Raw genomic sequence first — 21,872 nt, 5'->3', positions numbered from 1 at the left:
TGCGTCAATTCAGTTGCAGGGCGACATACAGCAGCAGGCGGTCATCCGTGTCGTCCAAGTCCAGCCCCGTCAGTTCGGCGATCTTTTGCAGCCGGTAATCGAGCGTGTTGCGGTGGATGTGCAGTGCCCTGGCCGTGGCCATCGGGTGGCTGTGGTGGCGGAACCAGGCGGCCAGCGTGCGCATCAGGGTGCCGGACTTGCGGTCGTGCGCCTGCAGGCGGGCCAGGGTCTGGCGCAATTGCTCCGCCTGCCAACCGGCTTGCAGGCCGGACAGCAGCACGGGCAGGCTCAGTTCCAGGTAGGAAAAAGTGGTTTGCGCGCCATCGCGGGCGCGCCCCACGCGCGCCGTCTGCTTCGCCGATTCATACGACGCCGTCGCGCCATCGAGGCCCGGCAAGGCTACGCCCATGGACAGGGTGGCGGACGGCGTGAGCGCCTGCTGCGCCACCTGGTGCAGTTCGAGCAGGCGCTGCCTTGCCTGCGCCGCGCGCGCCTGTTGCGGGCCGCTGGCGGGAAAGGCGTCGAGCAGCACCAGTTCGCCTGGCGAGACGACGGCCATCAGCAGGGCGGGCCAGCGCGCCGACAGGTCGGATTGCACTTGCTGCAGCTGCGTCAGCACCTGGTCCAGCCGCTCGCCCGGACCTTCTCCCGCATCGGGTATTTCCAGCACGAACATGGCGCGCGGCACGCGCAAGTCCAGCGCCAGGCGCGCCGCCCACGCGTGCATGCTGGCATCGGAAATGCCCGTGCGGTAGACGAGCTGGAACACGAATTCCTCGCGGTAGCGCTTTTCATGCTGCAACTCGCTGACCAGCCGCGCCTGCTCCAGCATCATTTCCGCCATGGCCCGCACCAGTTCGCCGAACTGGCGCACGGCGTCCGGTTCGCCCGTTAGGCCCAGCACGCCGCAAATCTCGCCGCGCACCGTCAAGGGCAGGTTGATGCCGGCCCGCGTGCCCGGCAGCCTGGCCATGTCGGCCGCGCCGATTTCCACGCTGGCATGCCGGGCCAGCGCCAGTTGCGCGCCCGGATGCAGGTCGCCCACGCGCTGCGGGTCGCCGCTGGCCAGGATCACGCCGCGCGCATCGATCACGTTGACGCTGAAGGGAATGATGTGCATGGTGCGCCGGACGATGTCCTGCGCCAGGGGGGGATCGATGCTCGGCATGGTGTTCACCTTCTGGTTTTGTGCATTTGCATGGAATCATCGCATTCAAGACGGGTTTTCTTCATGCATCCGCACGATGACTGTTTCTGTGGGCGATTGTACGATGGGCTGGTCGCATCCCATAAAAAAATAGTCAGGAGACACCCATGACCACCCATCCAGGCGCCAGCCTGTCCGCCGGCGCGTCCGCGCAGGACCGCGTGCGCGAAGGCGCCTACCGCAAGGTCACCTTGCATCTGATCCCCTTCATCTTCATCTGCTATCTGTTCAATTACCTGGACCGTGTCAATGTCGGCTTTGCCAAGCTGCAAATGCTCGATGCGCTGCAATGGAGCGAAAGCGTGTACGGCCTGGGCGCCGGCATTTTCTTCATCGGCTACGTGGCCAGCGGCGTGCCCAGCAACCTGCTGCTGCACCGCCTGGGCGCGCGCAAGGTCATCGGCACCCTGATGATCGCCTGGGGCATCGCCTCGGCCTGCCTGATGTTCGTCACCACGCCGGCCGCGTTTTACTCGCTGCGCTTCATCACGGGCGTGTTCGAGGCGGGTTTCTTCCCCGGCATCGTGCTGTACTTTACGAACTGGTATCCCGCTTCGCGCCGGGGCCGTATCATGGGCTTGTTCATGTCGGCCATTCCCATTTCCGGCTTGCTGGGCAGCCCCCTGTCGGGCTGGATGATGCAATCGTTCGCCGGCCATGGCGGCCTGGCCGGCTGGCAATGGATGTTCTTGCTGCAAGGCATCCCCACCGTGCTGCTGGGCTTTCTCGTGTATGTGCTGCTGAACGACGGCATCGCCCAGGCGAAGTGGCTCAATACGGAAGAAAAGCAGCTGCTGCGCGCCGACCTCGACGAGGACGAACGCCAGCGCCGCAACAGCGCGAACACGGCCGATACCTTCGCCAGCGTGCTGCGCAACAAGCACGTGTGGATGCTGGGCCTCGTGTATTTCTGCATTCAGATGGGCGTGTACGCGATCAACTTCTGGCTGCCCACCATCGTCAAGTCGCTGGGTTTCGCCAGCCCAGTGGCCGTGGGCTGGATCAGCGCCATTCCCTACCTGTGCGCCAGCATCTTCATGATCTGGGTGGGTCGTTCGGCCGACAGGCACAAGGAACGCCGCTGGCATTTAAGCGGCCCCCTGCTGATGGCGCTGTGCGGCTTGCTGCTGGCCACCCAGGCGCATGGCAACGTGGTCGTCGCCCTCATCGGCCTGTCGCTGGCGACCATGGGCGCGCTGTCCGGCCTGCCCATGTTCTGGCCCTTGCCGACGGCGTTTCTCGGCAGCGCGGCGGCGGCCGGCGGCCTGGCGCTGATCAATTCGCTGGGCCAGGTGGCGGGCTTCGTCAGCCCCTTCCTCGTCGGCTGGATCAAGGATGCGACGGGCGGCACCGACGTGGCCCTGTATATTCTTTCCGCAGTCATGCTGCTGGGCGCCATACTGGTGCTGCGCGTGCCCGCGCGCATCGTGAACCGTTGAACGAAGCTGCCATCGAACCGGAGGAATTGACCATGACGACCACCCCGGCGCCGCGCGCCTTGCTGCAAGCCATGTTCCAGGCCGCTATCGAAGCGGCCCAGCCATCGCACTGCATACCGCCCCATCTGCCGCCAGCGCTCAAGGGCCGCCTGATCGTCATCGGCGCCGGCAAGGCGTCGGCCGCCATGGCGCAAGCCGTGGAACGGCACTGGCCGGGGCCGCTGTCCGGGCTGGTCGTCACGCGCTACGGCTATGCCGTGCCCTGCGAACGCATCGAGATCGTGGAAGCGTCGCACCCCGTGCCGGACCAGGCCGGCATGGATGCGGCGCGCCGCATGCTGGAACTGGTCGGCAACCTGCAGGCCGACGATACGGTGCTGTGCCTGATTTCGGGCGGCGGCTCGTCCCTGCTGGCCTTGCCGCTCGATGGCATCACTTTGGCCGACAAGCAAGCCTTGAACCGCGCGCTGCTGGCGTCCGGCGCCACCATCGGCGAAATGAATTGCGTGCGCCGCCATTTGTCCGCCATCAAGGGCGGGCGCCTGGCAGCCGCCTGCCATCCGGCGCAGGTCATCACTTTGGCGATTTCCGACGTGCCCGGCGACAAGCTGGGCGACATCGCGTCCGGCCCCACGGTGGGCGACGCGACGACGTGCGAGGATGCGCTGGCCATCGTGCGCCGCTATGGCATGGACTTGCCGGACAGCATACGCGCCACCTTGGAAAGCGGGCGCGGCGAATCCGTGAAACCCGATGATCCCCGCCTGGCGCGCACGCAAACCACCCTGATCGCCACGCCGCAGATGGCGCTGGAAGCGGCGGCACAGGTGGCGCGCGCGGCCGGCGTCACGCCGTATATATTGGGCGACAGCCTGGAAGGCGAGGCGAGGGACGTGGGCAAGGTGATGGCCGGCATCGCGCTGCAAACGGTGCAGCGGGGCCAGCCGTTTCCCGCCCCGTGCGTGCTGCTGTCGGGCGGCGAAACGACGGTCACCGTGCGCGGCAACGGGCGCGGCGGGCGCAACGTGGAATTCCTGCTGGCGCTGGGCATCGTGCTCGATGGACGCGAGGGTATCCACGCGCTGGCCGGCGACACGGATGGCGTCGACGGCCAGGAAGACATCGCCGGCGCGGTCCTGGCGCCGGACACCCTGCAACGGGCCTGGGCGCTGGGCATCAAGCCCCGCGACAGCCTGGACAATAACGATGGCCACGGCTTCTTCCAGGCGCTGGGAGACAGCGTGGTCACGGGCCCGACATTGACGAATGTCAATGATTTCCGGGCCATCCTGATTACCTGATTACTGGAAACTTGCCAGCACGATCTTTCCTTTTGCTGTGTTGCTTTCCAGCAGGGCATGCGCGCGTTTCAGGTTTTGCGCATTGATCGTGCCGAAGCGCTCGGCCAGGGTGGTCCTGATGACGCCGGCGTCCACCAGCTGCGCCAGCTCTTCCAGTAGTTCATGCTGTTTGACCATGTCCGGCGTCTGGAACAGCGAACGGGTAAACATCAGTTCCCAGTGCAGCGACACGCTCTTGCCCTTGAACTTGCGCACGTCGATGTGCTCGGGGTCGTCGATCAGGGCGAACTTGCCTTGCGGCGCGATCAATTCCACGATCTGGTCGAAATGCCGGTCGGTCTGGTTCAGGCTGATCACATAGTCGACGGGCGGCAAACCCAGGCGCGTGATTTCCCCCGCCAGCGGCAGGCTGTGATCGATCACGTGGTGCGCGCCCAATTCCTTCACCCAGTCCGCCGTTTCCGCGCGCGAGGCCGTGCCGATGATGGTGACACCCGTCAATTGCCGCGCCAGTTGCACCAGCACGGAGCCGACGCCGCCGGCTGCGCCGATCACCAGCAGCGACTTGCCCGTCAAACTCTTGTCGCGGCTGAGCTGCAAGCGGTCGAACAGCAATTCCCAGGCCGTAATGGCCGTCAGCGGCAGGGCGGCGGCCGGAGCGAAATCGAGGCTGGCCGGCATGTGGCCGACGATGCGCTCGTCGACCAGCTGGAATTCGCTGTTGCTGCCGGGGCGGTTGATGGCGCCCGCGTACCAGACCCTGTCGCCCACCTGGAACAGGGTGGCGTCGGGGCCGGCGGCCGTGACGACGCCGGCCGCATCCCAGCCCAGCACTTCCGGCTGGCCATCCTTCGGCGCGCGGTTCTTGCGCACCTTGGTGTCGACGGGATTGACGGAAATGGCCTTGACGGCGACGAGCAGGTCGCGCCCCGTGGCGACGGGCACGGGCAGCTCGATGTCGAGCAGGGCGTCGGCATCCGTGATGGGCAGGCTGTGGTGGTAGGCGATGGCTTTCATGTGCTTCCTCGTTGAGTGGATACCGTATGATGGTGGCAATGCCGCCCTGGAAACAGGGGGCGCGTACCGAAACACTTTCAAAGGAATGCTGAAAATTGCTGCGACTCGATGACTTGCAGGTATTTGTGCGCACCGCCGACCGGGGCAGTTTGTCGGCGGCTGCGCGCGAGATCGGCATCTCGCCCGCGCTGGCCAGCGCCGCCGTCAAGCGCCTGGAAGGCGTGTTGGGCTTGCGCCTGCTGGCCCGCACGACGCGTTCGCTGAGCCTGACGCCGGAAGGCACGCAATACCTGGAACATGCGCGGGAAGCCTTGCGCCTGCTGCGCGCAGGCCATGATGCACTGCTGGCCGGCAAGGACAGTTTCGGCGGAACCTTGAAAATTGCCATGCCCTCCGACCTGGGCCGCAATCTGATGCTGGGCTGGCTGGACGAATTCCAGCTGCGCCATCCGACACTGCATTACCAGCTCAGCGTCAGCGACCGGGTGGCCGACATGGTGCGCCAGCAAGTCGACGTGGCCATCCGCTATGGCCAGCAAGACGATTCGAGCCTGATCGCCATGCCGATCGCGCCCGCCAACGACCGGGTGCTGGTGGCATCGCCCGCCTACCTGCGCGAATACGGCCCTTTGCTGGCGCTGGAAGAGTTGTCGCAGCGCAATTGCCTGCGCTTCGCGCTGGAAGACGGCTTGCACGACCGCTGGACTTTTTACCGCCTGCCCCAGCGCGAGCAAGTGACGGTGTCCGTGAGCGGCAACCGCAGCGCCGACGACGCCGACCTGGTTCGCCGCTGGGCCGTGGCGGGACTGGGCATCGCCTATAAGTCGCGGCTCGACGTGGCGGGCGACCTGGACGCCGGCCGCCTGCAAGCGCTGTTGCCCGACGTGGCGGGCGAGGCCACGCCCTTGCACCTGGTCTGCACGCACCGGGCGCAGGTGACGCCGCTGGTGCTGCAGTTGCGCGATTTCCTGCGCGACAAATGTGCGCAGTTATTAAAACAGCAGAATTGACCGGGGAACTTTGCTTATCTGATATCAGCGATTTTTTAAAATCACATCGCTCATGTATTGATTCAAATCGCGAAAGTCTTTCACCCGCCAGGCATATGGCGCAATCTTGACGCCATTCTCTTTCAAGGTCTTGGGAATCAGATCGCCATTCGGACGAAGGATGACCGACGATACGATCACGCCCGGATAATCCTTCAGGCGTTTTTTGAAGGCGGCGGTGGTCAGATCGGGCGTAGGCGGATTGCTTTTATTCGCCAACGGCCCCGTTCCCTTGATCTCTGCGCCATGGCACACGGCACAGCGCTGTACATACAGGGTTTTCCCATTCAGATTCTCCGCCAAGGCTGACGGCGCTTGAATCAGCGATAACGTTCCTAATGCAGCGATAAATAATATTTTCATTTCTTTTTAATGTGGACGTATTGTATGGATAATGTCTGGTTCGGGAGAAAATACGCAGCTGCCATTGCAATAAGCCATTCTCCCGATAACATTTTATCCGAGATGATTCATCATAATGTGCCCATGCCGGCGAGAGATTGGCTGGCAAACCATCGTGCCTGATTACAACTCGTTGCAAATGGCAATCATGCGCAGGTCAACCTGGGCGTACCCTCAAGCATTCTGCATGAAACCGCTTGAAGGACCGCCATGACCCCGCACCGACTATTGCCGACGACCTTGATTTCCCTGCTCTTGCTGGCCGGCTGCGCCGCGACCGGACCAGGACCGGCCGCCCAGGCCGATCATCGCGGGCAGAGCAGTCCCGCGCAGATCAGTTCCGCGCAGGACGTCGCCATGCTGGAACGGGTCAGCTGGGGCGTGAGCGGGGGCAGCGTGCGCCAGGTGCAGGACAAAGGCTGGAACGCCTGGCTGCGGACGCAGTTGCATCCAGGAAAAGCGGCCTTGCCGCCAGCCATCGCCGCGCAAATCGACGCCATGACCATCAGCCAGGTGCCGCTGGAGCAATTGGTGATTTCTATGGAGCAAAAGCGCAAGGAATCGGCCGGCGTCATGGACGACATGGCGAAGCAGCAGGCGCAAAAGGATTACCAGCAAGAACTTAACCGCCTGGCGCGCGAAGCGGCCACGCGCTCCTTGTTGCTGGACGTGTATTCGCCGAACCAGTTGCAGCAGCAGCTGAGCTGGTTTTGGCTCAACCATTTCAGCGTGCACCAGGGCAAGCACAACTTGCGCGCCATGGTGGGCGATTACGAGGCGAACGCCATCGCGCCACATGCTCTGGGGAAATTCCGTGACTTGCTGGGCGCCACCGTCCACCACCCGGCCATGCTGCGCTACCTGGACAATGAAGCCAATGCCGCCAAGCGCATCAATGAAAACTATGCGCGCGAGCTGATGGAGCTGCATACGCTGGGCGTGAACGGCGGCTATAGCCAGATGGACGTGCAGGAACTGGCGCGCATCCTGACGGGCGTGGGCGTGAACCTGGGAGCGGACACGCCGAAAGTGAAGCCGGCGCTGCAGTCGCAATACGTGCGCCGGGGCTTGTTCGAGTTCAACCCCAACCGCCACGATTACGGCGACAAGCAATTCCTCGGGCAAACGGTGAAGGGCAGGGGCCTGGCCGAGCTCGATGAAGCGCTGGACCGCCTGAGCCGCAGTCCCGCCACGGCGCACTTTATCAGCGGCAAGCTGGCCCAGTATTTCGTCGGCGATAACCCGCCCGCACCGCTGGTGGCGCGCATGGCGGCCACCTTCCAGCGCAGCGACGGCTTGATCGCCGACGTGCTGCAAACCATGTTCGACAGCCCCGAATTCAGGCAATCGCTGGGCAAGAAATTCAAGGACCCCATGCATTATGTCGTATCGGCCGTGCGCCTCAGCTATGACGACAAGCCCATCCTGAATGCGGGACCCATGCTGAACTGGCTGTCGCGCATGGGCCAGCCCCTGTACGGACGCCAGACGCCCGATGGCTATCCGCTGACGGACGCTTCCTGGGCCAGTCCGGGGCAAATGACGACGCGCTTCGATATCGCCCGCACCATCGGTTCGGGCAGCGCAGGCCTGTTCAAGACGGATGGCCCGCAGCCGCAGGAAAAAGTAGCGTTCCCGCAACTGGCCAGCGCCCTGTATTACCAGTCGCTGCAGCCAGGCTTGAGTCCGGCCACGCGCCAGGCACTGGATCAGGCCGCTTCGCCGCAGGAGTGGAATACATTTCTTCTTTCCTCGCCGGAAATGATGCACCGCTAAGTTGAAATTGGAGGATTGCCATGAATCGTCGTGACCTGTTGAAAGCCCTGGCCGCCGCACCCTTGTTCACTCACGCGGGCAGCATGCTGGCCGCACCCGCCACGGATGCGAAGCTGCTGTTCGTCTTCCTGCGCGGCGGCTATGACGCGAATAATCTGCTGGTGCCGGTCGGCAGCGATTTTTACTATGCGGCGCGGCCGAATATCGCCATCGCGAAACCGGGCGAGGAAAACGGCGCGCTGGCCTTGACCGCCGACTGGGCCTTGCATCCGGCCTTGCGCGAGAGCATTTATCCCATGTTCACGGGCGGCGAGGCGGCCTTCATCCCGTTCGCGGGCACGACGGATTTGACGCGCAGCCATTTCGAGACGCAGGATACCATCGAGCTGGGACAAGAGATCAACACGCGGCGCGACTTCCGTTCGGGTTTCCTGAACCGCCTCGTGCAGACCTTGAATGGCAGCAAGACCGGCCCCGCCATCGCTTTCACCGACCAGCTGCCGCTGATCTTCCAGGGCGGCGTGCAAGTGCCGAACATGGCGCTGCGCTCCGTGGGCAAGTCCGGCATTGATGCGCGTCAAAGCCAGATCATCGCCGCCATGTACCGGGGCACGCCCCTGCAGCAACCCGTCAGCGCCGGCTTTGTCGTGCGCGACGATGTGACGAAGGAATTGACGGGGGAAATGCAGGCGGCCAACCGCAACGCCATCAGTACCAAGGGTTTTGAGCTGGAAGCGCAGCGCATCGCCCGTTTGATGAAGGACAAGTACAACCTCGGCTTCGTCGATGTGGGCGGCTGGGATACGCACGTGGGGCAGGGTGGCGCCAGCGGCTACCTGGCGGGGCGCTTCGATGAACTGGGACGGGGACTGGCCGCGTTTTCGCAGGAAATGGGCAGCGCCTGGCGCAATACCGTCGTCGTCGTCGTCAGCGAATTTGGCCGCACCTTCCGTGAAAACGGCAACCGCGGCACGGATCACGGCCACGGCAGCGTGTTCTGGGTGCTGGGCGGCGGGATCAAGGGCAAGCAGGTGGCGGGCGAGCAAGTGGCGATTGCGCAGGCAAACCTGTTCCAGAACCGCGACATGCCCGTGCTGAATGAATACCGGGCCGTGCTGGGCGGCTTGCTGCGCCGCACCTTCGGCTTGACGCCGGCGCAACTCGACCACGTGTTTGCCGGCGTGAAACCGGCGGAACTGGGCCTCGTGTAAATCGGCGAATCTCCGTGTTACGCTACGCCTGCGCAACTGGCGCATAGCGAATACTGGCGGCCCATGGCGCCGGGCACGAATGGAGCAGCATGAACGATACCCAGCGCGACATTGTCAGCGCAGGCTTTTCCCTGGCCCTGATCGCCGTGACGGCCTTCGTCATGCAGCGTTTCTTTTTGCCGCTCGTGTGGGCCGGCATCCTGTGCGTGGCCACCTGGCCTTTGTATGTGCGCGTGCGCGCGGCGCTGGGGCAGCGCACCATCGTCGCGGCAGCCGTGCTGACCCTGGCGTTTGCCTGCATCTTCATCATTCCCGTGCTGTTCGGCGTGGCGCAGGCGGCGCGCGAAGTGCCCGTGCTGGCCAATTTCGTCGTGCATGCGAATGCCGACGGCTTGCCCGTGCCGGACTGGGTGGCGCATGTCCCGCTGGCCGGCAGCGCCATCGGCGACTGGTGGCAAGCCACCCTGAGCCAGCCCCATGGCCTGGGCCACTTCTTTGCGGGCAGCGCCGTGGGCGGCTTTCATTCCGCGCGCGACATGCTCAAGGTGCTGGGCGCGGACGTGTTCCACCGCCTGGTCGACTTCGGCCTGGCGTTTTTATGCCTGTTTTTCTTTTACAAGGATGGTGAAGCGCTGACGCGCCAGATCACGGCCGTCGGCAGCCATTTTTTGCGTCCCGAACGGTGGGGCCGCTATGCGCAAAAGATCCCCACGGCCATCCGCGCGACCGTCAACGGCCTGGTGCTGGTGGGCCTGGCCGAAGGCGTGCTGATCGGCATCGCCTATGCCATCGCCCGCTTGCCGTCACCGGCCCTGTGGGCGTTTGCCACGGGCATCCTGGCCATCATCCCGTTTGGCGCGCCGCTCGCGTATGGATGCGCGGCCGCCTTGCTGGTGTTCCAGGGCAATGTGGGCGCCGCCATCGGCGTGGCCGCCTGGGGCACCGTGGTGCTGTTTGTTGCCGACCACTTCGTGCGCCCCGGCATGATCGGCAACGCCACCCGCTTGCCCTTCCTGGCCGTGCTGTTCGGCATCCTGGGGGGCGTGGAAACCCTGGGCCTCGTGGGCTTGTTCATCGGCCCTGTCGTGATGGTGCTATTTGTTACCTTGTGGTACGAAGCGAATGCGACTGACCGCGTACCGCCGGCCAACATGCCTTCCAGCACAGCTGCCGATGCAGGTGCCGACACACTTGCCGGCACAGCTGCCGAAACACCTGCCAGCCCGGCCGCGCTGGAACGCACACAGTAGTGAGGGGTCGGTCAGCGTGCCGCTGGCCGGTACTGAGGCGTTCCCGGCGTGGCCGGACGGAGCTGACTTGATAACAGGGTGCGAACACCTTGTTTTAAAGTCATTCTTAATGTGCCTTGGATAGAATAAGCAACCAACGGCGCATCAGCAGCACTTCAACATAGCCCGGCTCGATGCCCGTACCGCACTCGATCAAGGGATTGACGGTGTAGTAGCGCTTGCGGAAGTCGCGGCAGACGAGGATTTCGCGCTTGCCCATGCGGACGAGGAAAGAGCTTGGGGCGTATTCCAGGCCGAACCGTGAGCCAAAACCGCTATTCAATGTTGCCATGACAATTCCTTTGAGGGAGATGTGTTGAACGAGTCATCAGAATAGCATAACTACTGTATGAATACACAGCTACTGTATGAATAAACAGTATTTTTTTGCTGGTGTGGTTTTTTTGATCAGTACCGGGAACATGAAAGAGAGATGAGTTTGCAAGAGAAAAATGACATGGGCATGACCACGGGCTGGACCACGAAACTGCGCCGCTTCGTCGAGGCGCGCCTGTCGCCCGAAGGCGAACTGGGCCTGCATATGACGGTGGGCCTGGCCCTGATGCTCGTCGCCATCGTGGTCTTCCATGAGATCGCCGAAGCCGTCATGGGCATGCAGCAAATTACCGTGATCGACTTGCAGGTGGCGCAGTGGTTCAACCAGCATGCCGTGCCGTGGATCACCAGCTGCCTGCTGGTCGTCACGCACATGCATGGCGTGATCGGCGCCATCACCCTGGCTGTCTTGCTGGGCTGGTATCTGCACCGCAAGGGCGCCAGCTACTGGCTGTTTACCCTGGTCATCACCATGCCGGGCGTCATGTTTTTGAACCTGCTGCTAAAGTACATTTTTGTGCGCGCGCGGCCCAGCTTTGACGAGCCCATCCTGCAGACGGCCCTGAGCACGTACAGCTTTCCCAGCGGTCATACGGCCACCTCGACGGCCCTGTACGGCTTGCTGGCCGCCTACCTGATTTGCCAGACGGCGCCGGGTGCGTGGGGCAAGCGCATCGCTATCGCGCTGGGCGCCTTCCTGATGGCCTCACTCGTGGGTTTCAGCCGCATTTACCTGGGCGCGCATTACCTGAGCGATGTGCTGGCGGCCATGGCGGAAAGCTATGGCTGGCTGGCCATCTGCATCGCCGGCGTGTCGACCCTGCGCCGCCGCCGGCATATCCGGCAAACCAGTTAAGGGGAAACCATCCTGAGCAAGATTGCAGTCATCATCAATGCGGGCGCCGGTTGCGGCTATGCGCCCGACTGGGCGCAGCAGCTCGAAGCGAAATTCGCCGCCGTGGGGCTCGACGCCGCCATCACCCTGGCCGCCAGCGGCGCCGACATGATCGCCACGGCCGGGCAAGCGCTGCGCGATGGCGCGCCCATCGTCGTGGCCGGTGGCGGCGACGGCACCATCAATGCTGTCGCGTCCGTCGTTGTCGGCAGCGGCACGCCGTTTGGCGTCTTGCCGCTGGGTACCCTGAACCATTTCGCCAAGGACTTGAATATTCCGCTCGAACTCGATGCGGCGATCGCCAACGTGGCGCAGGGCGTGCCGCACCAGGTCGACGTGGGTGAAGTCAATGGCCGCATCTTCCTGAACAATTCCAGCCTGGGCCTGTATCCCGATATCGTGCGCGACCGCGAAAAGCAGCAGCGCCGGCTGGGACGGGGCAAGTGGCTGGCGTTCAGCTGGGCGCTGGTGGCCGCGTTGCGCCGCTATCCCTTCCTCAGCGTGCAATTGAAACTGAAGGACGCCGTGCATGCGCGGCGCACGCCGTTTGTCTTTATCGGTAACAATGAATACCTGATGGAAGGCTTGAATATCGGCGAGCGCGAACGGCTCGATGGCGGCCAGCTGAGCCTGTACGTGGCGCAGCGTCCGGGCCGCCTGGGATTGCTGAAGCTGGCCTTGCATGCGCTGTTCGGCAGGTTGTCGCAGGCCAAGGACTTCGACGTGCTGACGGCGACCGACCTAGAAATCGCCACGAAGCACCGGCGCCTGCGCGTGGCCACGGATGGCGAAGTGACCGTCATGAATACGCCGCTGCAGTACCGCATCCACCCCGCCGCGCTGACGGTACTGGTGCCTGCGCCGGCACCTTCCGGGGAGTAAGGCCATGCGTACCATCGTGCATTTGTCCGACTTGCATTTTGGCAAGGTCGACGCAGACTTGCTGGCGCCCTTGCGCGCGCTCGTCGAGCGCCTGGAACCGGACGTCGTGGTGGTGTCGGGCGATTTGACGCAACGGGCCCGCAGCGCCCAGTTCCAGCAAGCGCGGCAGTTTCTCGACAGCTTGCCGGGGCCGCAGATCGTCGTGCCGGGCAACCATGACGTGCCTCTGTATAACGTCTTTTCCCGCTTCCTGACACCGCTGGTGAAATACCGGCGCCATGTGACGGACGATTTGTCGCCCGAATATGTGGACGAGGAAATCGCCGTGCTGGGCATCAATACGGCCCGCTCGCTGACCTTCAAGGATGGCCGCATCAGCCACGAACAGATCGCTTTCCTGCGCGAACGCCTGGGCCGTTTGCCGCCCGGTTTGACGCGCATCATCGTCACGCATCATCCATTTGACTTGCCCGAGCACTTCGACGACGATGATCTGGTCGACCGTGCGCCGCTGGCGCTGCAAATGTTTTCCGAATGCGGCGTGGATCTATTGCTGGCCGGGCACTTGCACGCCAGTGTGGCGGGCAACACGGCCGAGCGCTACAAGATCGCCGGCTACGCTGCCCTGATGGTGCAGGCGGGCACGGCCACGTCCACGCGGGGCAGGGGCGAATCGAATTCCTTCAACGTGCTGCGCGTGGAAAACAGTTGTATCCGCGTTGAGCGCTACAGCTGGAATGAAGACAGCGCCGACTTTGAAAAAATCAGCACGGAAGCATTCGCGCGCCAGGGCGGCGTGTGGGCCAGCTTGCGGCCGCTGTAAGGGAGGGTGTTTTACGACAGATGGCGTGCTGGATCCATGCGGTCATGCAGGATGCGGACGATGGCAATGCCATAGGGCGTGACGCGAAAATAAATCATGTGCTTCCCGACCTTGCGGCGCCGGTAGCCGGGCCGGATTTGCTCGCATCCCGGTGCTGCCTCGGGTGCACGTGCCAGGTCGCCAAAGGCCGCCGTCATGCTGTCAAGATAATGACTGGCTTGCTGTACACCCCAGCGCTGTGACGTATATTCCCATATCGCCTCAAGATCTTGCTCGGCAGCGGGCGTCAGCCGGTATTCAGCCATGCGTTGCCAGCATTCTCTGCTTGAATGCCCTGGCGTCGAAAGGTTGGGGGTCGCCGCTTGCCTCGCCTTCCATCAGCGCCGCACGGATCGCATCGAGTTCGGCGCTGCGCTGCTGTTCACGCCGGATCAAGTCGCGGATGTACTCGCTGTCGTTGGTATAGCGCCCGGCGGCGATTTGCTCCTTGATCCACTCGTCTTGCTGGTCCGTCAAGGTAATGGTCTTGCGCACGGTGCCCATGGTGGTCAACTCCAGAAATGAGTAGTACGACGATCGTCATACTATTGGTGCAATATAGTGTATATCCGTGCGAATATCCAGTCGCCGAATTACATGCCTACAGCCAGTAATTCATGAAGCGGGCCGCCCACTCCTTCATGCGGTCGGCAATCGGCCGGGTTTCCCATTTCGCCCTGGTGATCTCTTCCGAGTCGCGCAAGTCTTCCTGGAAGGCGTTTTCCATTTCGCGGCCGAAGCTGTCGCCCAGCACGATCACGTTCAGTTCGCTGTTGTGCAGGAAGCTGCGCATGTCGATGTTGGTCGAGCCGACCGTCGACCAGGCGCCGTCGATGACGGCCGTCTTGGCGTGCAGCACGGCCAGTTTCAAGTGGAAGATGCGGATGCCGCCGGCCAGCAGCTTGTCGTACAGCGCGTGTCCCGCATGGAACACGAGGCCGCTGTCGGACACGCCGGGCAGCACCACGGTGACGTCCACGCCCCGTTTCGCGGCGGCCACCAGCGCGTCGACCGTCTGCTGGTCGGGCACGAAATAGGCGGACGTGATGTGGATGGATTTTTTTGCTTCCTGGATGGCCAGGATATACGCCTTGTAGATTTCGAAGCCGCCGTCCGGCTCGCTGGCCACGACGCGCACCAGCTTGTCGCCCACTTCCGACAGGGTGGGGAAGTAATTCGCGTCCGGCAAGTCGGCCTGGTCTTGCTGGGCCCAGGTGCGGATGAACAGCCACTGGAAGGCGGCCACCGCCGGGCCTTCCACTTTCACGTGGGTATCGCGCCAGCCCACGTCGCTCTTGTCGGCGGACTTGTTCTTGGAGCGGAACAGCGAGCTTTTCGCATAGGTGTCGCTGATGTTGACGCCGCCCGTAAACGCCGTCTTGCCGTCGACGATCAGCACCTTGCGGTGGTCGCGGTTGTTGATCTTCCAGTCGTCGCCCTTGAGCTTGGCGGGATTGACGGGGTTGAAGGCCACCAGGTGCACGCCGGCCGCGCGCATGCGCTCGAAGAACGCCTGCGGCACGCCGAGGGTGCCCACGCTGTCGTAGATGACGTTGACCGTCACGCCCGCCTGCTGCTTTTCGATGAGCATGTCGGCAAACTTCAGGCCCAGCGGGTCCTGGTCGAAGATATACGTTTCCAGGTTAATGCTGTTCTTCGCTTCGCTGATGGCCTGGAACATGGCTTCCATCGTTTGCGGGCCGTCAAACAGCAGGGTCACCTTGTTGCCCTTGATCAAAGGTACGCCCGTGGCCGCCTCTTCCAGCGCGGCCTGGGCTTTCAAGTCCATGCCGGACTTCGCCCAGCGCTTGTTGAGCAGGGCGGCGCGGCTGTTGACGTTCAGCACGGCGCCTTTGCCCGTGATGACCTTGGGCTTGGCCACGGGTTCCAGGGTGGTGTTGAGGTTCTTGACATTGGGCAGCGAGGCGCATGCAGCCAGGGTCCAGCACAGCAGTAGGGCGGTGAGGCAGGGTTGCATGCGCCTGGCGGTCATTTTTGAGCCTTGGTCGTGGGTGACAGGTTTGCCGAGTCATCGGCCAATGCCAAAGGTGGCGGGTTTTTCGAGCCGAAGAAGAAGACGATGGGCGAGCGCAGGAAGCGCTTGCCCAGGATCTTCAGCAATTGCATGCCGTGCTTGAAGCGTACCTGGCGCGAACGCAGGGCCACCCACAGGGCCAGGCCGAAGCTCACCAGCAGGTTGGCCGTGCCGATGGCGAAGATGCCCGACAGCGACTTGACGGCCAGTTGCCAGCTCATGTTGTGGTCCAGGCCCACCAGCGCGGTGGCGAAGTTGGCGGCCGAGAAGGTGATGTGGCGGATATCGATCGGCAAGCCGATCAGGAAACCCAGGGTGCCGATGGAACCGAGCAGAATACCGAAATAGAAGTTACCCATCAGCCCGCCCAGGTTGTTTTCCAGGTACAAACCCAGCCGCTGCAGGCGTTCCTGGCCGATGACGCGGCCCAGGCCGCGCAATTGCGCGATGCGCTGCGCCCAGCGCGTGTACAGGGCCTGGTTGTCGTAGTAGCCGGAAATCAGGCCGGCGACGAACAGGCACACGCCGGCGATCATGGCGTAAAAGATCGCGGGGCTGCCGATGGGATCGATATCGTGCAGCAAGCGCATGGCCTTCTCGGGCGTCACCAGGTTGTGCCCGGTGATCGCCTTGTAGCCGAGCGCGATCAGCCACGCCGTGGGGATGGCCGTGGCCAGGTTGCCCAGCACGGCCATGTTTTGCGTGCGGAACACTTTATTGATCAATTCCGCCATGCTGTCGAGGTCGATATTCCGTCCATCCTTGCTGTGCAGGCCGGCTGCGATGCGCGACGCCGTCATGGCCGGCTGCTTGGTGGCCACCGTGAAGTGCAGCAAGTGGATGAACATGAAGCCGATCGAGTAATTCATGCTGAACATGAACGCTTCGACCAGCGGCGCCGAGCGCAGGTAGGACATCAATATCTTGAACAGGGCCATGAAGCCGATGATCACGCCCGCGCCCGCGGACGAGAGGAACATGGCGCCCATCTCGCGGCGGTTTTCCGCGATGTAATGCTCGCCCGTGCGGCTGGCGTTTTCCGTCACATTGCGCGCCAGCAAGTTGATATTGTCGGAAAACAGGTCGCTGACCTTGTATTTGTTGTTGTGCGCCTGGATCAGTTCCAGCGCCAGCCCGACGGCGCCCGCGCGGCGGCGGCTGACGGGTTGCGGGTGCAGCAAGTCTTGCGTGGCGTCCACCGTGATGGCGGCGATGTCCACGTTGTTCGAGGCCGGCAATTCGCCGCTCGTGTCGACGAGGAACAGCAGCTTGCGCAGGCGCTCGATGCTTTGCGCCAGCGCCACCAATAAATACGTAAGGGGGATGCTGGTGCCCTGGTACAGCGCCTTCTTGCGGATCTTGGCGATGACGGCGTCGCACTGGTCCAGCATCACCAGCAAATGGCGCGCATCCTCGATGTGCTCGAGATCGCCGTGCAGCAGATTCGTGTAGGCGTCCAAGTAGGCGTTCACTTCCGTGTTTTGCACCATGAATGGCGACTGGAACACTTCGATTTCGCTATGGAAACGCGTCAATTCCGGTTCCAGGCCCATGGCGCAGACGCGGTAGGACAGGGTGCGGATGGCGTCGAGCATGCCTGGCAGCATGATATTGCCGTCGCCGACGGCCAGTTCGATGTCGTCGCTGGTGAGCACGTCGAACAGTTCCAGCCAGTCCGTGGCGGGCACGTTGCTGATCCACAAATAATCGGTCTTCAGGTACAGCACCTGGTCGAGCGCGTCGTTCAGGTATTCGTCGCCGAGGGCGGGCGGCAGCATGCGGTAGGCGATGCGGCGTTTCAATTCCGTGAAAAAGCCGCTGTTCGACAGCACGCCGATATCGGTGTACAGGCTGGCGTGGCGGCGCGCGGCCAGCACGCGCAGCACGTATTCGTGCAGGGCGCGCGCTTGCGCGGGGTTACCTTTGAGAAGCTGGCGCAGGGTGCGCACGTTGGCAATCGCGGTAGCGCTGTCGTGGGGGCGCTTGGGACGCAGTGAGTTGAATAGTTCCACCAGCAAGTCGATATTGCTGGAGTTGGGGTCAATGCGTTCGAGGATAGCTAGCATGCAGAAAAAACGGGCGAGCCGCTGTCGGTAAAACCAGTAGTGTACCGCCTGCGTCAATTCTCGCAACGTTCGCCACCGAACATTGCTTTACGGCAGGGCCTGCATTTAACGCCATTTTGCCGCAAATTGCCTGAATCATGCTCACTCTTGCGTGTTGTCAGTACGCGACGCGGTTTCATGGCCTAAGCTGAAGTTTCTGTTGTACAACGCACGGATGGCTGGACAAAAAGCGAGGATAAGGTAACACTAAGATCAGACACACAGCGCATGTCCTGATCAATACCGGGAAGTTTCAATTCACGTTACCGAGATATTTATCATGCAGACCTCGTATTTTGCGCTTGCTGTGATAGGGATGGGGCCGTGGATGCTTTTTGCACCGGCCCAGGCTGCCGATGGCGCAGGCAGTGCCGCATCCACTAACGTTGCCGTGTACGGCGTGCTCGACGCGGGCATCGTGGCCGAGCGGGGCTGCGCCGCCAATTGCGCCAACACCAAGGTGTCCGGCGGCGTGGCGTCCGGCTCGCGCCTGGGCGTGCAGGGCCGCGAAGCGCTGGGCAATGACGTGTCCGCCGTATTTACCCTGGAAGCGGGCGTGCAGAACGACACGGGCCAGTCGGAAGAGGGCCGTTTGTTCGGCCGCCAGGCCTACGTGGGCCTCGACAGCCGCCTGGGCGCGCTGACCCTGGGGCGCCAGTACAATCCGCACTACCTGGCCCTGACCGACGTGGCCGACCCGTTCAAGGGCGGCATGGCCGGCAGCGCGAGCAATTTGGCCGGCTACAGCGTGAAACGCTACGACAATACCGTCAAGTACGTGACGCCCGCCTTGCGCGGCGTGACTGCCAGCGCCATCTACAGCTTTGGCGAGTCGCCGTACAGCAACGCCAGCAACCGCGCGTATGGCGCCACGCTCGGCTATTCGGCCGGCGCCGTGAATGTCAGTGTGTCGCACCAGCGCAAGAATAACCTCATCCTCGCTTCCGGCACCTTGCCCGCCATCGACATGTCGGCCCGCAACACCCTGATCGCGGCGAATGTCGACCTGAAAGTGGCCACCGTCTTTGCCGCCGTGGGCGTGAACAAGGGCTATGGCAGCTCGCCGTGGGACCCGAACAACGCCTACAGTGCGTTGGCCCTGTCGATGTCGTCGTCGGACAGCCGCGACACCTTGCTGGGCGTGTCCGTGCCCGTGGGCGGCTTCAAGCTGCTGGCGTCCTGGGTGCGCAAGGATGACCGCGACCTGGCCAACCGCGACGCCAGCCAGATGGCCGTCGGCCTCACGTATTCCCTGTCAAAGCGCAGCGATTTCTACGCGTCCTACGCGAAGATCCACAACAAGAACGGCGCCCGCTACACGGTGGGCAATGCCAGCGACAGCGGCCGCGGCGATGCGGCCTTCAACCTGGGCTTCCGTCACGGTTTCTGAATTGATGCCGCGGCAGGGGCCGGGGCAGGGCAGCTGGCGCCCAGCCACTTGCCGCTGCTCGTCACATTCACCTGTTCCGGCGCGCCGCGCGCGCTGGTCGTCACGGCCAGTTGCATGTTGAAAGCCTGGTCGCCCGTGAACATGACCTTGCCTTCGCCGCTCGATTTCGGGTTGGCGCAAGTGAACGATACCTGCATGCCGCCCGCGATGTCCGTGTTTTTCGACTTGCAATCACCGGGCTGGCCTGTGGGAATCTGCTTGCGCGCCGCCATGTCCGGCGTCACGCACGCCGTCACGCGCACGGCGCCGTCGGCGCCCACGGTGGGCATGGCCATGCCGCGGCTGGCCGCCATGCTTTCCAGCTGCTTGCGTTGATCGGGAGGAAGGTTGCCCAGTTGTTGCAGCACCATGGACATGGCGTTGTCGGTGGCGGCGTCCGGCGACGCCATCTTGCTGTCGACTTGCCACAGGCCCGGCTTGATGGTGGGCGATGGCGCGGCGGCGTGGGCGCCGGCGTGGCTGCCTAAGGCGGCGCAAGCCAGCAGGGTCAGGCGTAGCAGGGATTTTTTCATCGTGGGGTCTCCGGTATGGGCAGACCCCAGCATACGGCATGGCAAGCGGGGCACGCTTGCCATTGTGTTACAAACTGTGATCGGGCTCGATGCGGCGCACGTCCACGCAGGCGATGCGGCGCTCGTCGGCCTCGATGATTTCGTAGCGCAAATCATCGAGTTCCAGCACTTCGCCCACGGCCGGCATGTTTTCGAAATGCGCCAGCAGGAAGCCGGCCAGCGAGTTGTATTCGCCATCTTCGCTGACCAGGGTTTCCGTCTCGAACACTTGCTCCAGGTAATGCAGGTCCGTCGCGCCATCGATGCGCCAGTGGCCGGGGCCCAGCACTTCCACGTCCGGCTGCTCGTCCTCGTCGGGGAATTCGCCGGCGATGGCTTCCAGGATGTCGATGGGCGTGAGCACACCCTGCACGGTGCCGAACTCGTCGACCACCAGCACCAGCTGGCCGCGCGAGCGCTTTAACGTTTCCATGGCTTTCAGCACGCCGGCCGCTTCCGGCACGACGACGGCTTCGCGCATGCTGTCCGGGTCGATCTTGCCGCGCGACACCAGGTCCTCGATCAGGTCCTTGCTGCGCGCGATGCCGACCACGTTATCCAGGTCGTCATTGCAGACAGGAATCATGCTGTGCGGCGTTTCGCGCAGCAATTGCAGCATCTTTTCGCTGCTGTCGTTCAGGTTGACCCACGACACGTCGCCGCGCGGCGTCATGACGGAGCGGATCGAGCGTTCGGCCAGGGTCAGCACGCCGCTGACCATGTTGCGCTCTTCCACGCCGAAGGCGGAAACGTCGGGCAGTTCCTTGACTTCGTGCTCTTCCACGGCTTCGCGGCCCTTGCGTCCGCCCAGCAGGCTCAGCACGGCTTGCGCCGTGCGGTCGCGCAGCGGGGCGTTCGACTGCAGCTTGAGGAAGTTGCGGCGCGCCAGCTGATTGAAGAATTCGATGACAATCGAGAAACCGATAGCGGCGTACAAATATCCTTTCGGAATGTGGAAGCCCAGGCCTTCGGCTACCAGCGACAGGCCGATCATCAGCAGGAAGCTCAGGCACAGCACGACGACGGTGGGGTGGGCGTTGACGAAGCGCGTCAGCACTTTCGACGCCAGCATCATGACGACGATGGAAATGACGACGGCCGCCATCATCACGTACAGGTTTTCCACCATGCCGACGGCCGTGATGACGGCGTCGAGCGAAAAGACGGCGTCGAGCACGACGATCTGCGCCACCACGAGGCCGAAGCCGGCGTAGACTTTCGGGCCCGTCTGGGCGTGCGTGACCCCTTCGAGGCGCTCGTGCAGCTCGCTGGTGGCCTTGAACAGCAGGAACAGGCCACCGACGAGCAGGATCAGGTCGCGTCCCGAAAACGAGAATGTCAGTATGGAAAACAATGGCGTGGTCAGGGTGACCAGCCAGGAAATCAGCGAGAGCAGGCCCAGGCGCATGACGAGGGCCAGGGTCAGGCCCAGCACCCTGGCCTTGTCGCGCTGGTGCGGCGGCAATTTCTCGGCCAGGATGGCGATGAAAATCAGGTTGTCGATCCCCAGTACGATTTCTAGTACGACCAGCGTCAGCAGGCCGACCCAGATTGTCGGGTCAAATAACCATTCCATGTGTATAACCTTGTAAAGTCGATCAGTGTAAAGCGTGCCTGGTGGCTAAAGCCCCGGGCGCGTGGGTGCAGCATGCATGTCTTCAGGGGCGGACGCGCGGCGGCCGGGTGGCCAGCCGCACGTCCGCTTCGGCAAGTGCGCCCGGTCCCGCTTGCCAAATGATGGCGCAAAACGGCGCCCCCTGGCGCGAGGTCGGGTACAGCGTGATGGGGTCGTTGTCGCATTCTTCAGTATCGCAGCTGTCGCCAGGCTGGCCCGCATGGAGGCTGGCGTCGGCACAATCGATGCCGAAGGCGGGCGTGGCGGCAGCGCCGGCCGCGATTGCATGCTGGAATGGGGAAGGACTGGCGTAGGCCATGCTGGCGAACGCCTGGGGTAACGCGATGAAAACAAAAAGGCAGAGCAGGACGAGAGCTCGTCTCATATACAGGCAGATAGTTCTGGAACCATGGAGTATAACACGGGCACATAACAGCTCGATGACAGGAC

General features: G+C 63.2%; 21 protein-coding genes. 10 read left to right on the top strand and 11 right to left on the bottom strand.

The window, feature by feature from the left end; translation table 11 throughout:
• Positions 1-4: 4 nt before the first annotated feature.
• Complete coding sequence (locus O3301_RS26325; protein WP_305057899.1) at positions 5-1,168, bottom strand: sugar diacid recognition domain-containing protein; 1,164 nt, start codon at positions 1,166-1,168, stop codon at positions 5-7.
• Between the two features lie 146 nt (positions 1,169-1,314).
• Here O3301_RS26325 and O3301_RS26320 point away from each other — a divergent pair, with 146 nt between their 5' ends.
• Positions 1,315-2,646 carry an MFS transporter gene (locus O3301_RS26320; protein WP_305057898.1) on the top strand — a complete coding sequence of 444 codons (1,332 nt, stop codon included), beginning with the start codon at positions 1,315-1,317 and terminating at the stop codon, positions 2,644-2,646.
• A 32-nt stretch (positions 2,647-2,678) separates the two neighbouring features.
• Positions 2,679-3,947: a glycerate kinase gene (locus tag O3301_RS26315; protein ID WP_305057897.1), complete on the top strand. Its 1,269-nt coding sequence runs from the start codon at positions 2,679-2,681 to the stop codon at positions 3,945-3,947.
• Here the strand turns inward: O3301_RS26315 and O3301_RS26310 are convergent, their stop codons facing one another.
• A complete protein-coding gene (locus O3301_RS26310; RefSeq protein WP_305057896.1) occupies positions 3,948-4,964 on the bottom strand; it encodes a zinc-binding alcohol dehydrogenase family protein in 1,017 nt (338 codons plus the stop codon). It abuts the gene before it with no gap.
• Positions 4,965-5,059: 95 nt separating this feature from the next.
• Between O3301_RS26310 and O3301_RS26305 the strand changes: the two genes are divergently transcribed.
• Positions 5,060-5,974, top strand: a complete 915-nt coding sequence (locus O3301_RS26305; RefSeq protein WP_099664906.1) for a LysR family transcriptional regulator — start codon at positions 5,060-5,062, stop codon at positions 5,972-5,974.
• A gap of 24 nt (positions 5,975-5,998) precedes the next feature.
• On the opposite strand, the gene O3301_RS26300 is transcribed toward O3301_RS26305, so the two are convergent.
• Positions 5,999-6,376, bottom strand: coding sequence for a cytochrome c (locus O3301_RS26300; RefSeq protein ID WP_077401501.1), 378 nt, complete (start codon positions 6,374-6,376; stop codon positions 5,999-6,001).
• A gap of 249 nt (positions 6,377-6,625) precedes the next feature.
• Between O3301_RS26300 and O3301_RS26295 the strand changes: the two genes are divergently transcribed.
• The 3 genes from O3301_RS26295 (at position 6,626) to O3301_RS26285 (ending at position 10,652) form a co-directional block, all read left to right on the top strand.
• Positions 6,626-8,191 carry a DUF1800 domain-containing protein gene (locus O3301_RS26295; protein ID WP_305057895.1) on the top strand — a complete coding sequence of 522 codons (1,566 nt, stop codon included), beginning with the start codon at positions 6,626-6,628 and terminating at the stop codon, positions 8,189-8,191.
• Positions 8,192-8,211: 20 nt separating this feature from the next.
• Entirely contained in the window at positions 8,212-9,402 is a 1,191-nt protein-coding gene (locus tag O3301_RS26290) for a DUF1501 domain-containing protein (protein WP_305057894.1), read from the top strand.
• A gap of 89 nt (positions 9,403-9,491) precedes the next feature.
• Positions 9,492-10,652: an AI-2E family transporter gene (locus O3301_RS26285; RefSeq protein WP_305057893.1), complete on the top strand. Its 1,161-nt coding sequence runs from the start codon at positions 9,492-9,494 to the stop codon at positions 10,650-10,652.
• 106 nt (positions 10,653-10,758) lie between these two features.
• Here the strand turns inward: O3301_RS26285 and O3301_RS26280 are convergent, their stop codons facing one another.
• A complete protein-coding gene (locus O3301_RS26280; protein WP_010396348.1) occupies positions 10,759-10,983 on the bottom strand; it encodes a hypothetical protein in 225 nt (74 codons plus the stop codon).
• Between the two features lie 141 nt (positions 10,984-11,124).
• Between O3301_RS26280 and O3301_RS26275 the strand changes: the two genes are divergently transcribed.
• The 3 genes from O3301_RS26275 to O3301_RS26265 are packed head-to-tail and all read left to right on the top strand — an operon-like array spanning position 11,125 to position 13,627.
• Positions 11,125-11,883, top strand: coding sequence for a phosphatase PAP2 family protein (locus O3301_RS26275; RefSeq protein WP_305057892.1), 759 nt, complete (start codon positions 11,125-11,127; stop codon positions 11,881-11,883).
• A gap of 12 nt (positions 11,884-11,895) precedes the next feature.
• The gene (locus O3301_RS26270) at positions 11,896-12,804 is read left to right on the top strand and encodes a diacylglycerol kinase family protein (protein WP_305057953.1); all 909 of its coding nucleotides are present in this window, start codon (positions 11,896-11,898) and stop codon (positions 12,802-12,804) included.
• A 4-nt stretch (positions 12,805-12,808) separates the two neighbouring features.
• On the top strand, positions 12,809-13,627 hold the full coding sequence (locus O3301_RS26265) for a metallophosphoesterase (protein WP_305057891.1): 819 nt from the start codon (positions 12,809-12,811) through the stop codon (positions 13,625-13,627).
• An 11-nt stretch (positions 13,628-13,638) separates the two neighbouring features.
• Here O3301_RS26265 and O3301_RS26260 read toward each other — a convergent pair whose 3' ends face one another.
• The 4 genes from O3301_RS26260 to O3301_RS26245 all read right to left on the bottom strand — a co-directional run bounded on the left by O3301_RS26260 (position 13,639) and on the right by O3301_RS26245 (position 17,767).
• A complete protein-coding gene (locus O3301_RS26260) occupies positions 13,639-13,932 on the bottom strand; it encodes a type II toxin-antitoxin system RelE/ParE family toxin (RefSeq protein ID WP_305057890.1) in 294 nt (97 codons plus the stop codon).
• On the bottom strand, positions 13,925-14,170 hold the full coding sequence (locus tag O3301_RS26255) for a type II toxin-antitoxin system ParD family antitoxin (RefSeq protein ID WP_305057889.1): 246 nt from the start codon (positions 14,168-14,170) through the stop codon (positions 13,925-13,927). The genes O3301_RS26260 and O3301_RS26255 overlap by 8 nt, the downstream gene beginning before the upstream one ends.
• 97 nt (positions 14,171-14,267) lie before the next feature.
• Entirely contained in the window at positions 14,268-15,644 is a 1,377-nt protein-coding gene (gene cls, locus O3301_RS26250; protein WP_369811612.1) for a cardiolipin synthase, read from the bottom strand.
• An 11-nt stretch (positions 15,645-15,655) separates the two neighbouring features.
• Positions 15,656-17,767, bottom strand: a complete 2,112-nt coding sequence (locus O3301_RS26245) for a site-specific recombinase (RefSeq protein ID WP_289906467.1) — start codon at positions 17,765-17,767, stop codon at positions 15,656-15,658.
• 367 nt (positions 17,768-18,134) lie between these two features.
• Between O3301_RS26245 and O3301_RS26240 the strand changes: the two genes are divergently transcribed.
• The gene (locus O3301_RS26240; protein WP_289919120.1) at positions 18,135-19,196 is read left to right on the top strand and encodes a porin; all 1,062 of its coding nucleotides are present in this window, start codon (positions 18,135-18,137) and stop codon (positions 19,194-19,196) included.
• On the opposite strand, the gene O3301_RS26235 is transcribed toward O3301_RS26240, so the two are convergent.
• The 3 genes from O3301_RS26235 to O3301_RS26225 all read right to left on the bottom strand — a co-directional run bounded on the left by O3301_RS26235 (position 19,184) and on the right by O3301_RS26225 (position 21,741).
• Positions 19,184-19,768, bottom strand: a complete 585-nt coding sequence (locus O3301_RS26235) for a DUF3617 domain-containing protein (protein ID WP_289912008.1) — start codon at positions 19,766-19,768, stop codon at positions 19,184-19,186. The two genes, O3301_RS26240 and O3301_RS26235, sit on opposite strands and share 13 nt — an antisense overlap.
• Positions 19,769-19,835: 67 nt before the next feature.
• Entirely contained in the window at positions 19,836-21,383 is a 1,548-nt protein-coding gene (locus O3301_RS26230; RefSeq protein WP_251350785.1) for a TerC family protein, read from the bottom strand.
• Positions 21,384-21,465: 82 nt separating this feature from the next.
• On the bottom strand, positions 21,466-21,741 hold the full coding sequence (locus tag O3301_RS26225) for a hypothetical protein (protein WP_305057888.1): 276 nt from the start codon (positions 21,739-21,741) through the stop codon (positions 21,466-21,468).
• Between the last annotated feature and the right edge of the window lie 131 nt (positions 21,742-21,872).

Origin of the sequence: Janthinobacterium sp. SUN211 (assembly GCF_030587315.1) — a bacterium.
Taxonomy (GTDB): Bacteria; Pseudomonadota; Gammaproteobacteria; order Burkholderiales; family Burkholderiaceae_D; genus Janthinobacterium; species Janthinobacterium kumbetense.
Note: the sequence above shows the minus strand (reverse complement) of the source record. Positions and strands in the feature narration are given on the sequence as shown.

Coding starts and splice junctions, on each gene's coding strand:
- O3301_RS26245 (WP_289906467.1), bottom strand. CDS start 17,767: ATGCTAGCTATCCTCGAACGCATTGACCCCAACTCCAGCAATATCGAC.
- O3301_RS26280 (WP_010396348.1), bottom strand. CDS start 10,983: ATGGCAACATTGAATAGCGGTTTTGGCTCACGGTTCGGCCTGGAATAC.
- O3301_RS26325 (WP_305057899.1), bottom strand. CDS start 1,168: ATGCCGAGCATCGATCCCCCCCTGGCGCAGGACATCGTCCGGCGCACC.
- O3301_RS26320 (WP_305057898.1), top strand. CDS start 1,315: ATGACCACCCATCCAGGCGCCAGCCTGTCCGCCGGCGCGTCCGCGCAG.
- O3301_RS26240 (WP_289919120.1), top strand. CDS start 18,135: ATGCTTTTTGCACCGGCCCAGGCTGCCGATGGCGCAGGCAGTGCCGCA.
- O3301_RS26295 (WP_305057895.1), top strand. CDS start 6,626: ATGACCCCGCACCGACTATTGCCGACGACCTTGATTTCCCTGCTCTTG.
- O3301_RS26255 (WP_305057889.1), bottom strand. CDS start 14,170: ATGGGCACCGTGCGCAAGACCATTACCTTGACGGACCAGCAAGACGAG.
- O3301_RS26265 (WP_305057891.1), top strand. CDS start 12,809: ATGCGTACCATCGTGCATTTGTCCGACTTGCATTTTGGCAAGGTCGAC.
- cls (WP_369811612.1), bottom strand. CDS start 15,644: ATGCAACCCTGCCTCACCGCCCTACTGCTGTGCTGGACCCTGGCTGCA.
- O3301_RS26310 (WP_305057896.1), bottom strand. CDS start 4,964: ATGAAAGCCATCGCCTACCACCACAGCCTGCCCATCACGGATGCCGAC.
- O3301_RS26290 (WP_305057894.1), top strand. CDS start 8,212: ATGAATCGTCGTGACCTGTTGAAAGCCCTGGCCGCCGCACCCTTGTTC.
- O3301_RS26300 (WP_077401501.1), bottom strand. CDS start 6,376: ATGAAAATATTATTTATCGCTGCATTAGGAACGTTATCGCTGATTCAA.
- O3301_RS26235 (WP_289912008.1), bottom strand. CDS start 19,768: ATGAAAAAATCCCTGCTACGCCTGACCCTGCTGGCTTGCGCCGCCTTA.
- O3301_RS26230 (WP_251350785.1), bottom strand. CDS start 21,383: ATGGAATGGTTATTTGACCCGACAATCTGGGTCGGCCTGCTGACGCTG.
- O3301_RS26275 (WP_305057892.1), top strand. CDS start 11,125: ATGAGTTTGCAAGAGAAAAATGACATGGGCATGACCACGGGCTGGACC.
- O3301_RS26260 (WP_305057890.1), bottom strand. CDS start 13,932: ATGGCTGAATACCGGCTGACGCCCGCTGCCGAGCAAGATCTTGAGGCG.
- O3301_RS26285 (WP_305057893.1), top strand. CDS start 9,492: ATGAACGATACCCAGCGCGACATTGTCAGCGCAGGCTTTTCCCTGGCC.
- O3301_RS26315 (WP_305057897.1), top strand. CDS start 2,679: ATGACGACCACCCCGGCGCCGCGCGCCTTGCTGCAAGCCATGTTCCAG.
- O3301_RS26225 (WP_305057888.1), bottom strand. CDS start 21,741: ATGGCCTACGCCAGTCCTTCCCCATTCCAGCATGCAATCGCGGCCGGC.